Raw genomic sequence first — 14,138 nt, 5'->3', positions numbered from 1 at the left:
GTCTCCTTGTTTCATTCCGCACGCATTAGCCGAAACGATCGTGTCTCCCCCATGAAGAAACGACATTATGCTGCACCTGCAAACATAGGGGGGAAAGATTAACATGACAACAGATACTGAGGCAGGTGTGGTTCCCTCGGGCGAAACCCTTGAGCGAATGACGGAAAACCTGCGCAAAGTTGAGGAATTGTCCGAGCGGCTGCAGCGTGTCCTGACCAACAGCGAACCGCCCAATCCGGCTCTTTCGGGCCCGAATCAAGAGCTGTTTGGCCGCGCGGCGCAGGCCTACTGGACCGAGGCGGTGCAGAACCCCGCCAAGATCTTCGAGCACCAGATGAGCTACTGGTCCGATACGATGAAGCAGTTTATCGAGGCACAACAGGAGCTTGCCAAGGGCAGGCTGAGCGCGCCCGAGGATCCCGGCCCCGCGGACAGGCGCTTTGCCAACCCGCTGTGGCAGTCGCATCCCTATTTCAACTACATCAAGAACCAGTATCTCATCAATGCAGAGGCGCTGATGACGGCCGTTCAGGATGCCACCGATCTGGAGCCCCTCGAGAAAAACCGGCTGCAGTATTTTGCGCGCCAGATCACCGATATGATGTCGCCCACGAACTTCCTCGCCACCAACCCCGATGCCCTGGAAAAGGCGATCGAGACCGAGGGGCAGAGCCTCGTGCAGGGACTGGAGAACCTGATCCGTGACCTGGAGGCGAACAAGGGGGCGCTGGTGGTACGGCTGGCAGACGAGAGCGCGTTTGAGCTGGGCCGCAATATCGCCACGACACCGGGCCAGGTGGTGTTTCGCAACCGGATGATGGAACTGATCCAGTACACGGCCAGCACGGAGGAGGTGCACAAGACACCCTTGGTGATCTTTCCACCCTGGATCAACAAATTCTACATTCTCGACCTCAAGGCGCAGAACAGCCTGGTCAAATGGCTGACCGACCAGGGGCACACCGTCTTTATGGTGTCCTGGGTCAATCCGGATCCTTCCTACAGGGATGTGGGAATAGAGGACTACATCACCGACGGCTACCTGACGGCCATCGAAGAGATCAAGGCAATGACCGGCGAGAAACAGGTCAACGCCGTTGGCTATTGCATCGCAGGCACGACGCTCGCCCTGACGCTGTCGCTACTGAAACAGCGCGGGGACAAATCCATCAAATCCGCGAGCTTCTTTACGGCGCTGACAGATTTTTCCGATCAGGGAGAGTTTACGCCCTTCCTGACGGATGACTTCATCGACGGGATCGAGACGGAGGTGAGCGAACGCGGCATGCTGCCGTCGGTGATCATGGCGCGGACGTTTTCCTTTCTACGGTCCAACGACCTGATCTACGGGCCTGCGATCAAGAGCTACATGATGGGAGAGACACCGCCCGCCTTTGATCTGCTTTACTGGAACGGCGATGGCGCGAACCTGCCCGCAAAGATGGCGGTGCAATATCTGCGGGGGCTCTGCCAGCGGAACGAGCTGGCGCAGGATGGCTTTGAGCTGCTCGGCCACCGTCTGGTGCTGGATGATGTTGACGTGCCGCTCTGCGCGATTGCTTGCGAGACCGATCACATCGCCGCCTGGAAAGACAGCTACCGCGGGGTTCAGCAGATGGGGGCGAAGGACAAAACCTTTATCGTCACGCAGTCGGGTCACATCGCGGGGATCGTCAACCCGCCCACTCGCAAGAAATACGGCCACTATACCAATCCCGATCTGTCGCTTGATCACGCGGACTGGCTGGCTGATGCGGATTTCCACGAAGGCTCCTGGTGGCCAAGGTGGGGAAAGTGGCTTGAAAAGCGGGCCGGGAAGCTGATTCCCGCACGCACAGCGGGAGATAAGACGCATCCTGTGCTCTGTGATGCACCCGGAACCTACGTGGCCAAGAAGGCAAGCCTCTGATCTCAAGCCGTTTTTCGCGCTTCAGTATTTATGCTGCACTGCAGAATAAATACTTGCAATGCTGCGCCGCAGCATGTATATCCTGTTGCAGACGCAGAATGTGGGGCTTCCCCGCAGCAACCAAAGGATTTGAAACATGACCAAGACACCTGACATGACCGCCATGATGAAAGACGTTATGGGCGCATTCCCAATCGACACAGCCGCGATGGAAGACGCCTTCAAGACAACAGCGTCTTTGAACGAAAAGCTTTCCGGCGTCGCGCTGACAGCTGCCGAGAAGTCCACCGAGATCTCCAGCAAATGGACCCAGGATACGCTCGCAAAACTGTCCGAGATGTCCAAAGCGAAATCCGAGCCCGTGGACTACGCAAAAGCGATGACTGATTTCGCCTCCGCGTACTCCGAGACAGCCGCTGAGCACATGGCAGCTTTCGCCGAAGTGGCCAAGAAAGCCCAGATGGAAACAGTCGAGCTGATGATGGCCGCTGGAAAAGACATGAGCGAAGATGCGTCCGCCGCCGTCAAGAAAGCGACAAAAGACGCGACTGCCGCTGTCAAGAAAGCCGCAACAGCGAAGTAATCATCGCTACGGCAGATGCGACCCCCAGGTCGCGCATCATGAGAAGGGTGGGCTTTTTGGAGCCCGCCCTTTCTTTTTGCAAAACCCTGTCCTAAGCTGCACTGCAGCGCTTGAACAGGGAGATGCTTCGTGGCGGAAAAGACAAAACCTCTGCTGATCAAGCGATATGCCAGCCGGCGGCTCTATAACACCGAAACCTCGGACTATGTAACGCTCGAAGACATCGCGAGCCTGATCCGGGGGGGACGTGAGGTGCAGATCGTCGATCTGAAGTCGGGAGACGATCTGACCCGCCAATACCTGCTTCAGATCATTGCCGAGCACGAAAGCCGCGGCGAGAATGTGCTGCCGATCGACGTATTGAACGATCTGGTGCGCAGCTACATGACACCCGGTGGCAGCGTGGTGCCGCAGTTTCTGCAGGCCTCCTTCGAGATGCTGCGCGACGGCCAAAGTCAGATGATGGACAAGATGAGCGCCATGAACCCGATGGCCAAGATGCCCGGGTTCGAATTGATGCAGGCGCAGCAGCAGGCCTTCATGAAGGCGATGACGGGTGGGCTAGGCGGCGCCAGCGGATGGAGCGCACCGCAGTCCGAAGAGGCCAGCGGCGACGCCGAGGGTGGCGAGGATCTGGATGCGATCAAAAAACAGCTCGCTGATCTGCAGGATAAGCTGTCCAAGCTGAAGTAGCGCTCAGGCAACCGCCAGTTTGTGCGCCGCCGCTTGCTGAACCGCCTTCAGCAACGTGTCGGCGATGGCGTCCAGTTCAGGCCGGGTCAACCGCACTGGCAGGCGCACGTCGCAGGCCCGCATCAGCATGGCCCGGGTACGGGGTAGCTCCGGCTGATCGTGCAAGAACTGCCAATTCCAGAAGGCCCGCGCGTTATCCGTACTGCGACCGAAGACCTGCACCTTGACGCCAGCCGCATCTGTGCGCCGCACGAAGTCATCGACAGCATCATCATCCAATCCGCTCAAGTTGAACTGAATACTGTCGGGCGCCCGGGCCTCTCCCGACAGGGCAGCAGGCACCTCGATGTTAGGCGAGACTTCAAGCCGTGCTGCCAAATGGTCGTGGTTTCGCCGACCCGCCTCCACACGCTCCTGCAGCAGTGGCAGCTGCGGCCGGATCACCGCGGCGGAGAGGTTGCTCATCCGCAGATTATAGAGCGGCACCCGGTTTTGGTGCCGCGCAAAAGCCTCGGACAGAACGTCGTGCTTTTTCCAGTTATGCTCGTAGGCCCCTGACATGATGACAGCACGCGCCACCAGATCGGCATCATCGGTGATCAGGATACCCCCTTCGCCTGCGTTGATCATCTTGTAGGACTGGAACGAGAAACAGCCGATCCACCCGATGGTCCCGATCTTGCGCCCGTGCCACAGCGTGCCGAGGGAATGGGCGGCGTCCTCGATCACCGGCACCCGGGCCTCGTCACACATCGCCATGATCGCATCCATGTCAGAGGTATGGCCGCGCATGTGGCTGATGATCACCGCCTGCACCTGCGGCAGCTTTGCCGCGAAGTCCACCAGATCAACCCGGTAATTTTCGCCCACTTCGCAGAGCAGCGGCACGCATCCTGCATGCAAGACCGACGATGGCACGGCGGCAAAGGTGAACCCGGGGATCAGAACCCGCGCATCTGCAGGCAGATCCAACGCCTTCAGCGACAGGAACAGCGCCGCCGAACAGGAGGACACCGCCAGCGCGTAGCGGCTGCCCATCAGAGCCGCGAATTCTGTCTCCAAGAGGGCGACGGGCGCATCTGCCGCCGCGGTATATCGAAACAGATCCCCTGACCGCAGCAAAGCTGTGACCGCCTCCAGCGCCGCGTCGGGGATCGGATCGGCCTGGTGCATGTCGGGCAGTTTCATATTCTGCTTTCCTTAAACTTAGTTTCGCAATTCATAAAACAAATGAGACGTGCGGCCAAGTGAAACCTCTGTGACAGCCCGCTGGCGCCTAAAACCTCAGCCGGTCGCGCAGCGCGTACCAGCTCATGGCCAGCACCAGAAGCGGCGTTCGCAGCGCACCGCGGCCCGGAAACGCGGGTGTCGGGATCCGGCGCATGGTGGCGAAACCATCGCTTTCGCCTGCAATGGCCAGTGCCATCAGTTTGCCCGCATGGGTCGCCGTCCCAACCCCGTGACCCGAATAGCCGGAGGCCGACAGCACATTGGGTCCCAGCCGCGCCAGATAGGGAAATCGTTTCATGGTGATGCCGAGTGTTCCGCCCCAGGCGTAGTCGATCCGCACATCCGCCAGATGCGGGAAGATAACGCTCATCGGTTTGCGCACCTTGGCGGCGATATCACGCGGAAAGCGGTAGCCATAGCTTTCGCCGCCACCAAAGAGCAGCCGCCCGTCGTGGCTCAGCCGAAAGTAATTCACCACAAACCGGCTGTCCGCGACCGCAATGTCCCGGGTCAACACCCGCGAGGCCGCGTCGCCCAACGGTTCTGTCGCTACGATGAAGTTATTGATGGGCATGACCCGCGCGCTGACCTGCGGCGCCAACCCGCCCAGATACCCGTTGCAGGCCAGGATCAGATGATCGGCGTGGACCACCCCATCCGCTGTGCGAACCTCCACCGTGCTGCCTTGCTCAATCGCCTGCACATGAGACCGCTCATGGATCTGTACGCCCGCGTCGCGCGCCGCCCGCGCCAGCCCAAGGGCGAAGGCCAGGGGGTTCAAATGCGCCGCCCCCATGTCCAGCAGCCCGCCGCAATAATCCGGTGAGGGGCAAATCCTGCGGCACGCCTCGGCGTCCAAAGCAGACACGTCCCCGTACCCGTAGCGGGACTGCAGCAGATCCACATAGGCGTGCAGATCCGCGACCTCGGCCCGGCTCGATCCGGTATGCGCGATCCCGGGCCGCAAATGACACTCAATCCCATGCGTTTCGATCAATCCTTTGACCAGTGCCTTGGCGTCCTCCGCCAGCGACCACAGCGCCTGCGCCGTCTCGCGCCCCGCCATCCGCTCCAGCGTGTCCTGCTCCACCCGCTGACCGCTGCCCAACTGCCCGCCGTTGCGACCCGACGCGCCAAATCCGACCCGATGGGCGTCCAGCACCACCACCCGCCGCCCGGCCTCGGCCAGATGCAGCGCCGCGGAAAGCCCCGTATACCCTGCGCCAACCACACAGACATCCGCCTGAATGGTTCCCTGCAACGGTGCAAAAGGTGCCAGCGCAGGGGTGCTCGCCGCATACCAACTGGGCGGATAGGCCCCTGCCACATCATTCGCGTAGAGCAGGTTCACCCGCGCTCCTTTCACTTTGCCAAGAAAACTCCCCGCGGAGCGTCCCGCACGCGCCACAAGCTCATACGTTGAGCAGGAGGTGCTCGCGCTCCCAGGGAGAGATCACCTGCAGAAACTCGTCGTATTCCGCCCGTTTCACGATGGAGTATACCCGCGCGAATTCCTCACCAAGAACGCCGTGCAAAGCTGCGGCCCCTTCGAACATGTCCAACGCGGATCCCAGCTCGCGCGGGATATCGGCCTCGCTGTCATAGGCATCGCCCTTGAACTCCGCGCCCGGCATCCGCGCTTCGGTCAGCCCCAGATATCCGCAGGCCAGGCTCGCCGCGATCCCCAGATAGGGGTTGCAATCCATCCCGGTCAGACGGTTCTCGACCCGCCGCGCTTCGGGCGTCGACAGCGGCACACGGATGCCGGTGGTGCGATTGTCGCGGCCCCATTGCAGGTTGATGGGGGCGGCCTGATCCTTCACGTAGCGGCGGTAGCTGTTCACGTAAGGGGCAACCACCGCCATGGCCGACGGGAGGTGCCGCTGCAGTCCGGCGATGAAATGCTGAAACGCCTCCGTCTCGCCGCCATCCCCGTCGGAAAAGAGATTGGCCCCCCCGTCCAGATGCAGCACGGAATGATGGATATGCATCGCGCTGCCGGGTTCATCCGCGATGGGTTTGGCCATGAAGGTGGCAAAACAATCGTGCCTGAGGGCTGCCTCGCGGATCAGCCGTTTGAAGAAAAAGACCTCGTCGGCCAGTCGCACCGGATCGCCGTGGCGCAGGTTAATCTCCAGCTGGCCCGCGCCGCCCTCCTGCGTGATCCCGTCGATCTCGAACCCCTGCGCTTCGGCAAAATCATAGATGTCGTCAATCACCGGTCCGAACTCATCCACCGCCGTCATTGAATAGGCCTGCCGCGCCGCAGCAGGTCGGCCCGATCGCCCCATCATCGGCTCGATGTCATGGGCGGGGTCAATGTTGCGCGCCACCAGAAAGAACTCCATCTCGGGCGCCACAACGGGTTTCCACTCCTTGTCGTGGTACAGCTGGCAGACCCGTTTCAGCACATTGCGCGGGCTGAAGGGCACGGGCTCCTCCGCGCGGTCAAAGGCGTCGTGGATCACCTGCAGCGTCCAGTCGCCCGTCCAAGGGGCGGCTGTCGCCGTGCTCATGTCCGGCTTGAGGATCATGTCCTTCTCGATGAAGCCTTCCTCACCCGCGGCCTCGCCCCAGTCGCCGGTGATCGTCTGGTAAAAGATGCTGTCGGGCAGGTGAAAATAGTCCTGCCGTGCGAATTTCGACGCAGGCACCGCCTTGCCCCGCGCAATACCCGGCAGATCGGAGATGATGCACTCCACCTCATCGAGCCGTTTGCCCTCCAGATAGAGCTGTGCCGCGGCGGGAAGCTTGCTTGTCCAGTCGGCCATCAGGCCCTCTCTTTCTTGAAAAAGGCGGCCATCATCTCCGCCATCTTTGGGCGGTCGGCGGGTTGGTCCAGCCGGTCCGTGGCGGCAGCCAGCAGCGCGTCGGGCACCACACCCTTGCCCCGGGTCCTGATCAGCCCGTCGATAAATGACGCGTCGTATTCCGGGTGCGGCTGGATCGTCCAGATCAGATCACCGTAGAGCAGCCCGGCGTTCTGACAGCCCGCGTTGCTGGCAAAGACCCGCGCGCCCGCAGGCGCCTCGACCACCTGATCCTGATGCCAGGCGTTCACGGCAATTGTCTCGCCGTCCATGTCGTATTCGGTGCAGCCTACCACCCAGCCACCGGCGAATTTCTCGACGCGGCCCCCCATGGCCTGCGCGATGATCTGATGCCCGAAACACACACCGATCATCGGCTTGCCCGCCGCGTGGACCGCGCGGATGAAATCCTCCAGCGGCGGGATCCAGGGATGATCCTCATAGGCCCCGTGTTTGGAGCCGGTGATCAGCCAACCATCCGCGGCCGATACGTCCTCCGGGAACACGCCATCGCAGACGGACCAGTCCTCGAACGTGAACCCGTGCCCCGTGAGCAGCCGGGCGAAGTAGGCATCGTAGAGCCCGCCCTCCGTCATCGTGTCGGGGGGGTGACCGGTGATCAGGATGCCGATTTTCATATGTGCTCACACCGTGTCGAGATAGATGGCCACGCGTTCTTCCGGTGACAATTCCTGCATATAGTGCAATTCCTGCCGCTTGGTCAGTACCAGATTGCGGATGAGGTCCGGGGCAAAGATCCGTGTCATCTGCGGGCTGGCCTCGAAGGTGTCGATGGCCGTGCGCCAGTCGTCCGGGATCTGCGGCAGATCGGCCTCATAGGCATTTCCGGTGAGCGGCGCGGGCGGTGCTGCACCGTCCTCGATCCCGTTGAGGGCCGCCCCCAGCACGGCGGCCAGCATCAGGTAGGGGTTCACATCGCCCCCGGCAACGCGGTGTTCGATCCGCCGGGCAGCGGGCGGGCCGGACGGTATGCGGATCGCCGCGGTGCGGTTCTCATAGGCCCAGCCGACGCCCGTGGGCGCGTGGGCGCCGGGCACCATGCGGTCAAAGCTGTTGGCGTGGGGCGCAAAGATCAGCGCAGAGCCCCGCATCGCCTCGAGGCATCCCGCGACCGCCTGCGTCAGCAGGTCTGTCCCCTCCGGCCCGCCGTTATCAAAGACGTTACGCCCCTGCGCATCCAGCACCGAGAAATGCACATGCAGGCCCGAGCCTGCATAATCGGCATAGGGTTTCGCCATGAAGCTCGCGGCGAACCCGTGTTTGCGGGCCATCCCCTTGACCAGCATCTTGAAAAGCCACGCGTCATCGGCGGCGCGCAGGGCGTCGTCCCCGTGCATCAGGTTGATCTCGAACTGCCCCAGTCCGGCCTCGGAAATGGCCGTATCCGCGGGGATGTCCATCGCTTCGCAGGCGTCGTAGAGATCGGTGAAAAACCCGTCAAACCGGTCGAGCGCCCGCAGAGACAGGATCTCGCCCGCCACGCGCCGCTTACCCGACCGGGGCGACGGCGGCACCTGCAGGCTGCGCCCAGAATCGTCGATCAGAAAGAATTCCAGCTCCGTCGCGCAGACCGGGGTCAGACCGCGGGCCATATAGCGCTCCAGCACCGCGCGCAGCGCATGGCGCGGGTCGCCGTCGTAGGGCCGACCGTCCTCGTGGAACATCCAGATGGGCAGCAGGGCGGACGGCGCATCGAGCCACGGCACCGGCATGAAGCCACGTTCCGTTGGTTGCAGAACGCCGTCGCGGTCACCGTGCTCGAAGACGAGCGGGCTTGCGTCGATATCCTCGCCCCAGATATCGAGGTTCAGCACCGAAAGCGGGAACCGCGTGCCGCCCTCAAGCGCCTTATGCGCATAGCGCACCGGGATCCGCTTGCCGCGCGGCTGGCCATTCAGATCAGATGCAGCGACCCGAATGCTCCGCACCTGCGGGTTGTCGCGCAGCCATGTCTTCATTCGGCTGTCGTTGCGCTTGGCAGGTGTCGAAAGGCGCTGGATCCGGCAGGGTAGAGAGGCGCGCGCATCGCTATCGCACCAGATTGGGACGCAGGCGCAGCTTGCTCCGCGTGGCGTTCGGCAGATGCTTGTTCAGCCGCCCGTTGATCAGCCCGAAAACACTGACGATCACCAGCGTGAAGGCGATGAAGTAGAGCGCCAGAATGGGGTAAGGCACGAAGGGATTGAACGTCTTGTCGGCAAAGTAGCTGGCATAATAGAGCGCGTCCCCCCGCTGCTGCCACGCGGGAAAGCCCGAAAAGAACACCAGCGCGGTGGCGTGAAACAGAAAGATCGCCTCGTTGGTGTAGGCGGGCCAGGCCAGCCGCAGCATGGTGGGCCAGACGATGCGCCGGAACCGCGCCCACCCGCTGAGCCCGTAGGCATCGGCGGCCTCCAGATCACCCTTGGGGATCGACTGCAGTGCGCCGTAAAAGATCTCGCCCGAGTAGGCGGCGGTGTTCAGGAACAGCACGATGAGCGCGCCGAGCCAGGCCGCGCTGAAGGGGTCAAAGAAAGGTGCCACCGACTTCAGGTTCAAAAAGAGAAAATAGGCAAAGAAGAACTGAATGAAGAGCGGCGAGCCCCGGAAGATAAAGATGAACCAGATGGCAGGTTTGCGCAGCAGCGGGTTTTGCGCGTTCTTGCCCATGGCCAGCGCCGTGGCGAGGAAAAAGCCGAAGGTGAGCGCCACCAGACCGAAATAGATGTTCCAGATCATACCTGAGCCGATCAGCGTAAACTGCTGACACAGTGTGAAATCCTCGCGCGGGAGTAACCGCTCGCCGATGCCCACGGCGCGCAGGCCGTAGTCCTGGACCGTCTGCCAACAGCTCATACCAGCCGCTCCTGCAGGGAGCGCCGTTGCCGCGGCATCGGTTGCGCAGCACCTGCGTGCGACCCGCCGCGCTCTTGCCCGAACCGTGGGTGAGATCTGTCCGCGCTCATGTCGCTGCCGCCTTGCGCTGTACGTCACCGCCCGCGGTGGCCTGCCCGTGGGTCAGACGCGTCATCACCCGGGCCAGCACCACTTCCGATAGCCGGGTGAAGATGAGGTAAAAGACCAAAAGCGCCAGAAAATACCACATGCGCCAGTCGCCATGGGGATAATCGGTAAAGCGCGACGTCTTCGTCCCGCCAAGCTCACGTGCCCAATAGACGATATCCTCGACCCCCAGCAGAAACAGCAGCGGCGTGGCCTTGATCAGCACCATCCACAGGTTACCGAGCCCCGGCAGCGCGTAGACCCACATCTGCGGCACCAACACCCGCCGGAAAGTCTGGCGCCGGGTCATCCCGTAGGCCTCTGCCGTCTCCAGCTGAGCGCGCGGAACAGCCCGCATGGCACCGAACAGGACATTGGCCGCGAAAGCCCCGAACACAATGGCAAACGTCAGCACCGCCAGCATGAAGCCGTAGACCTCGTGCACCCACTGCGGCGCCGTGCCCAGCGGCACCTTGGCCGCTTGACACACCACGAAATCATTGCCCTGACGGATCGTATCGGGCCAGTCGGGGCAGAGCACCTGGTGGCGCAGATATTCGATGCCCTGATCCAGTGCGATCACGAAAAAGAGGAAGAGTGCGATGTCAGGGACGCCGCGCACGATGGCGATGTAGCCTTTCCCGATCCAGCGCAGCGGGGCAAATTGCGCGCGGGCCGCCGTTGCACCGCCAAACCCGAATGCCAAAGCCAGCGGCGCGGTGATCGCCAACAGGCTCAGCACCGTCAGCACGGACCAGTAGAGGGACATGTGCTTGACCGTGGTCAGGTAGCAGGCCATCCATCTCAGATCGGATAAGCCGCTGGGATCTGTGCAAAAACTAAAAATCCGCGCCTCTCAAAATATGGTGTCGGGACAGCCGCTGGCTGCCCCGACAGTGGGGTCGAGGAAGCAGATGACGGAGCGGTTCAGAACCGGCCCGAGATCTCCCATTTCTCCAGCAGCGCGTTCAGCGAGCCGTCTTCCTTCATGGAGGTGATGGCCGCGTCGAACTTGGCTTTCAGCTCACCGTCGCTTTCGCGCAGACCAAGGCCGATGCCGCCGCCGAGCATCTCGTCCTTGTCCAGCATGACCAGATCGGGATCTTCATCGGCGATGGGCGTCAGGAAGGCCTTGTCCGCGAGCACCGCATCGGCCTCGCCATTCTTCACCGCGGCGATGGTTTCCTCAGGCGTGGCAAATTCGACCAGCGTTGCGCCGGTCTCTGAAATGAACGCCGCCTGGATGGTGTTTGTCTGGGCGGCCAAAACGCCGTTTTCAAGATCCACGTCTTCGGAGGCCGCCACATAGGCGGAGGGATCGGGCAGCGTGTAGTTCTGTGTGAAATCAATCACTTCATCACGTTCGTCGGTGATCGACATGCCCGCAATGATGGTGTCGTAGTTGCCCGACACGAGGTTGGGGATAATGCTGTCCCATTCGTTGGTGACCCATTCGCAGGTCAGCTCGGCCCGCGCGCAAAGCTCGTCGCCAAGCTCGCGCTCGAACCCGTCCACTTCACCGGCATCGTTGATGAAGTTGTAGGGAGGGTAGGCGCCTTCGGTGCCCATGCGCACCGTGCTGGCGTGCCCGTCGGCGAGTGTTGCCGTGGCTGTCAACGCGAGGAGCGCTGTCGTGGTGATGAGTGTTTTCATTAAGGATACTCCCTTGTTTTTATGATAGTTAAGCGGCCTGGGTTGCCGAGAGGAACCCTTGCAGGCGTTCTGATTTGGGCGCGCCAAAGAGCGTCTCGGGCGGGCCTTCTTCCTCGATCAGCCCGCGGTGCAGAAAGACCACGTGGTCAGACACATCGCGGGCAAGTTTCATGTCATGGGTGACGATGATCATCGTGCGGCCCTCGGCGGCGAGGTCCTTGATCACGCGGACGACTTCCTGTTCCAGTTCCGGATCCAGCGCGGAGGTCGGCTCGTCAAAAAGCAACGCCTGAGGCTCCATGCAGAGACCCCGCGCGATGGCTGCGCGTTGCTGCTGGCCGCCCGAGAGCTGCGCCGGATAGACGTCGCATTTATCGCCGATCCCCACCTTGTCGAGATAAGCGCGGGCGGCGTCTTCTACTTCGCTACGGTCGCGGCGCAGTACCGTCAGCGGCGCCTCCATCACGTTTTGGAGAATTGTCATATGGGACCACAGGTTGAACTGCTGAAAGACCATGGCGAGATTGGTTCGGATGCGCAGGATCTGGCTCGCGTCGGCGGGGCAGCGGCTATGTCCGTCGCCTGACCAGATCACCGGTTCGCCCTTGAAGAGCACCGCGCCCTGCTGGCTGTTTTCCAGCAGATTGCAGCAGCGCAAAAGCGTCGATTTGCCGGAGCCCGAAGACCCGATGAGGGAGACGACCTGGCCCCGCATGGCACGGATGCTGACGCCTTTGATCACTTCAAGGGCACCGTAGGACTTGTGCAAGTCCTTGATTTCAATCACCGGTTGGTCTGTGGTCAAGATCGTCGATCCCCGTGGCTCATCCGCCGGATATAAAGAGGGAAAAGCGTGCAATTTGCAATGTTCAAAGCGTGTCGCCCCTAATTCCGCTGGGTCAACTCAGAGCATCCGGCGCGTTTTCCGGGCGCGCGGCCAGCGACGGGGCCGGTTCAGGTCTGATCGTCGACGGCCTGGCGCGCCAGAGCCGAATCGCGATCACTGATGCCGAGGAAGTTGGCGGCCATGCGCACCAGTGCATCCTCTTCCTGGGCCCGGGCACCATCGGCCAGCACCACCTGCCACAGCGCCTTCACCACCGCGACGCGGTCCTCGTAGGGCACAGCGTCCTTGATGGCCCGGGTGAAGCGCACCGTATCGGGTGCCTCGCCCTCCAGCGCTTCGGCCTCGCGGCGCAAGGCCTCCGTCGCGCCGGGGCCAAGGCCATAGCGGCGCGCGATGATCTGGTCGATCCGGCTTTTTTCGTTGGCGCTGTAGTCGTTGTCAGAGCGCGCAATGCGCACCAGCAACGCGGTGAGAGCGAGACGCGCGTCCTCGTCGGGCAGCGCGTCGTCGTCGGTCGGTTGGGTCAACCGTTTGAGAAAGTCTGCAAACATGGTCGCGATATAAAGCGGATTGGGGTCGCTGCCAAGAAGGAGGCGCGCTTACGCGGGGTCAAGCCGGGTGAAGTGCTGACCGAGGCGCGCGGCCTCCTCTGCCAGACTGTAGGGCGGGTTAATCACGAAGAGGCCCGAGCCGGTCATGCCGTGGTTCGCGCGGGCGGGCGGAAAGTGGACCTCGTGGCGCAGCGCCTGCGGGTGGGCAGCACTCAGCCGCTGCAGCATCTCGTCGTGACGCGCTGTCTTCAGAATAGGGTACCACAGGCAGATAATGCCGACATTCCAAGCCTTTACCAGTCGCGCGATACGTCCCGGAATGTCGGTGTAGTCGCGTTTGATCTCATAGCTCGGGTCGATCAGCATCAGCCCGCGGCGGGGCGTGGGCGGCACCAGCGACTGCGCCAGCGCAAAGCCGTCCTGCGCATGGACGCGGGCACCGAAGGGGGACATGGCGGTGGCAAGGGCGCTATGCTCGGCGGGGTGCAGCTCTGCCAGATGCAGGATGTCGCAGGGCCGCAGGATGTGGGCGGCGATCAGCGGCGAGCCGGGGTAGGCGGTGGCGCCGTGGGTCTTGCGCAGAGTGGCGAGCACACGGGCGAGCGGGTGATCTGCCGCGAACCACTCTTCGGTTCTGGTGATCCCCTCGGCCGCTTCACCGGTCTTTTGAGCGGCGGGATCCGAGAGGTCGTAGAGGCCTCGGCCTGCATGGGTCTCGATGTAGCTGAGCGGTTTGGGCTTGGCGGTAAGATAGGCGAGCATCCAGGCCAGAAGGGCGTGTTTGTGGACGTCGGCGAGATTTCCCGCGTGGTAGATGTGCTGGTAGCTGAGCATGGGTCACATCTATCTGAACGCAGCG

At 62.3% G+C, this 14,138-nt stretch carries 14 protein-coding genes; 3 read left to right on the top strand and 11 right to left on the bottom strand.

Annotated elements, in window-relative coordinates:
- Positions 1-103: 103 nt before the first annotated feature.
- The 3 genes from phaC to phaR all read left to right on the top strand — a co-directional run bounded on the left by phaC (position 104) and on the right by phaR (position 3,185).
- Positions 104-1,909 carry a class I poly(R)-hydroxyalkanoic acid synthase gene (gene phaC / locus Q1A53_RS03355; RefSeq protein ID WP_299962907.1) on the top strand — a complete coding sequence of 602 codons (1,806 nt, stop codon included), beginning with the start codon at positions 104-106 and terminating at the stop codon, positions 1,907-1,909.
- A gap of 136 nt (positions 1,910-2,045) precedes the next feature.
- The gene (locus Q1A53_RS03350; RefSeq protein WP_299962905.1) at positions 2,046-2,492 is read left to right on the top strand and encodes a phasin family protein; all 447 of its coding nucleotides are present in this window, start codon (positions 2,046-2,048) and stop codon (positions 2,490-2,492) included.
- A gap of 129 nt (positions 2,493-2,621) precedes the next feature.
- Positions 2,622-3,185 carry a polyhydroxyalkanoate synthesis repressor PhaR gene (gene phaR, locus Q1A53_RS03345; RefSeq protein WP_299962902.1) on the top strand — a complete coding sequence of 188 codons (564 nt, stop codon included), beginning with the start codon at positions 2,622-2,624 and terminating at the stop codon, positions 3,183-3,185.
- 3 nt (positions 3,186-3,188) lie between these two features.
- Here phaR and Q1A53_RS03340 read toward each other — a convergent pair whose 3' ends face one another.
- From Q1A53_RS03340 to rlmJ, 11 genes are all read right to left on the bottom strand, one after another.
- The gene (locus tag Q1A53_RS03340; protein WP_299962900.1) at positions 3,189-4,373 is read right to left on the bottom strand and encodes an aminotransferase class I/II-fold pyridoxal phosphate-dependent enzyme; all 1,185 of its coding nucleotides are present in this window, start codon (positions 4,371-4,373) and stop codon (positions 3,189-3,191) included.
- An 88-nt stretch (positions 4,374-4,461) separates the two neighbouring features.
- On the bottom strand, positions 4,462-5,766 hold the full coding sequence (locus tag Q1A53_RS03335; protein WP_299962897.1) for an FAD-binding oxidoreductase: 1,305 nt from the start codon (positions 5,764-5,766) through the stop codon (positions 4,462-4,464).
- 61 nt (positions 5,767-5,827) lie between these two features.
- On the bottom strand, positions 5,828-7,186 hold the full coding sequence (locus Q1A53_RS03330; protein ID WP_299962895.1) for a glutamine synthetase family protein: 1,359 nt from the start codon (positions 7,184-7,186) through the stop codon (positions 5,828-5,830).
- Positions 7,186-7,863 (bottom strand): type 1 glutamine amidotransferase, encoded by a 678-nt coding sequence (locus tag Q1A53_RS03325; RefSeq protein ID WP_299962893.1) that lies wholly within the window; start codon positions 7,861-7,863, stop codon positions 7,186-7,188. Before Q1A53_RS03325 ends, Q1A53_RS03330 begins: the two co-directional genes overlap by 1 nt.
- A gap of 6 nt (positions 7,864-7,869) precedes the next feature.
- Positions 7,870-9,204, bottom strand: coding sequence for a glutamine synthetase family protein (locus Q1A53_RS03320; protein WP_299962891.1), 1,335 nt, complete (start codon positions 9,202-9,204; stop codon positions 7,870-7,872).
- Between the two features lie 70 nt (positions 9,205-9,274).
- Positions 9,275-10,081: an ABC transporter permease subunit gene (locus Q1A53_RS03315; RefSeq protein WP_299962889.1), complete on the bottom strand. Its 807-nt coding sequence runs from the start codon at positions 10,079-10,081 to the stop codon at positions 9,275-9,277.
- Positions 10,082-10,187: 106 nt separating this feature from the next.
- Complete coding sequence (locus tag Q1A53_RS03310; RefSeq protein ID WP_299962887.1) at positions 10,188-11,027, bottom strand: ABC transporter permease subunit; 840 nt, start codon at positions 11,025-11,027, stop codon at positions 10,188-10,190.
- A 128-nt stretch (positions 11,028-11,155) separates the two neighbouring features.
- Positions 11,156-11,881: a transporter substrate-binding domain-containing protein gene (locus tag Q1A53_RS03305; RefSeq protein WP_299962885.1), complete on the bottom strand. Its 726-nt coding sequence runs from the start codon at positions 11,879-11,881 to the stop codon at positions 11,156-11,158.
- 28 nt (positions 11,882-11,909) lie between these two features.
- Positions 11,910-12,686 (bottom strand): ATP-binding cassette domain-containing protein, encoded by a 777-nt coding sequence (locus tag Q1A53_RS03300; protein ID WP_299962883.1) that lies wholly within the window; start codon positions 12,684-12,686, stop codon positions 11,910-11,912.
- A gap of 149 nt (positions 12,687-12,835) precedes the next feature.
- Entirely contained in the window at positions 12,836-13,279 is a 444-nt protein-coding gene (locus tag Q1A53_RS03295; protein ID WP_299962881.1) for a TerB family tellurite resistance protein, read from the bottom strand.
- 48 nt (positions 13,280-13,327) lie between these two features.
- Complete coding sequence (gene rlmJ, locus Q1A53_RS03290; RefSeq protein WP_299962879.1) at positions 13,328-14,113, bottom strand: 23S rRNA (adenine(2030)-N(6))-methyltransferase RlmJ; 786 nt, start codon at positions 14,111-14,113, stop codon at positions 13,328-13,330.
- Positions 14,114-14,138: the final 25 nt, after the last annotated feature.

The sequence above is a fragment of the uncultured Roseobacter sp. genome (assembly GCF_947496515.1).
Lineage (GTDB): Bacteria > Pseudomonadota > Alphaproteobacteria > Rhodobacterales > Rhodobacteraceae > Roseobacter.
The sequence above is the reverse complement of the archived record's forward strand: the minus strand, read 5'-3'. Positions and strand labels throughout refer to the sequence as shown.

Bases quoted from the DNA above. Each gene is read 5' to 3' on its own strand.
- phaC (WP_299962907.1), top strand. From the start codon at position 104: ATGACAACAGATACTGAGGCAGGTGTGGTTCCCTCGGGCGAAACCCTT.
- Q1A53_RS03330 (WP_299962895.1), bottom strand. From the start codon at position 7,186: ATGGCCGACTGGACAAGCAAGCTTCCCGCCGCGGCACAGCTCTATCTG.
- Q1A53_RS03295 (WP_299962881.1), bottom strand. From the start codon at position 13,279: ATGTTTGCAGACTTTCTCAAACGGTTGACCCAACCGACCGACGACGAC.
- Q1A53_RS03340 (WP_299962900.1), bottom strand. From the start codon at position 4,373: ATGAAACTGCCCGACATGCACCAGGCCGATCCGATCCCCGACGCGGCG.
- rlmJ (WP_299962879.1), bottom strand. From the start codon at position 14,113: ATGCTCAGCTACCAGCACATCTACCACGCGGGAAATCTCGCCGACGTC.
- Q1A53_RS03305 (WP_299962885.1), bottom strand. From the start codon at position 11,881: ATGAAAACACTCATCACCACGACAGCGCTCCTCGCGTTGACAGCCACG.
- Q1A53_RS03325 (WP_299962893.1), bottom strand. From the start codon at position 7,863: ATGAAAATCGGCATCCTGATCACCGGTCACCCCCCCGACACGATGACG.
- Q1A53_RS03320 (WP_299962891.1), bottom strand. From the start codon at position 9,204: ATGAAGACATGGCTGCGCGACAACCCGCAGGTGCGGAGCATTCGGGTC.
- Q1A53_RS03350 (WP_299962905.1), top strand. From the start codon at position 2,046: ATGACCAAGACACCTGACATGACCGCCATGATGAAAGACGTTATGGGC.
- Q1A53_RS03315 (WP_299962889.1), bottom strand. From the start codon at position 10,081: ATGAGCTGTTGGCAGACGGTCCAGGACTACGGCCTGCGCGCCGTGGGC.
- Q1A53_RS03310 (WP_299962887.1), bottom strand. From the start codon at position 11,027: ATGGCCTGCTACCTGACCACGGTCAAGCACATGTCCCTCTACTGGTCC.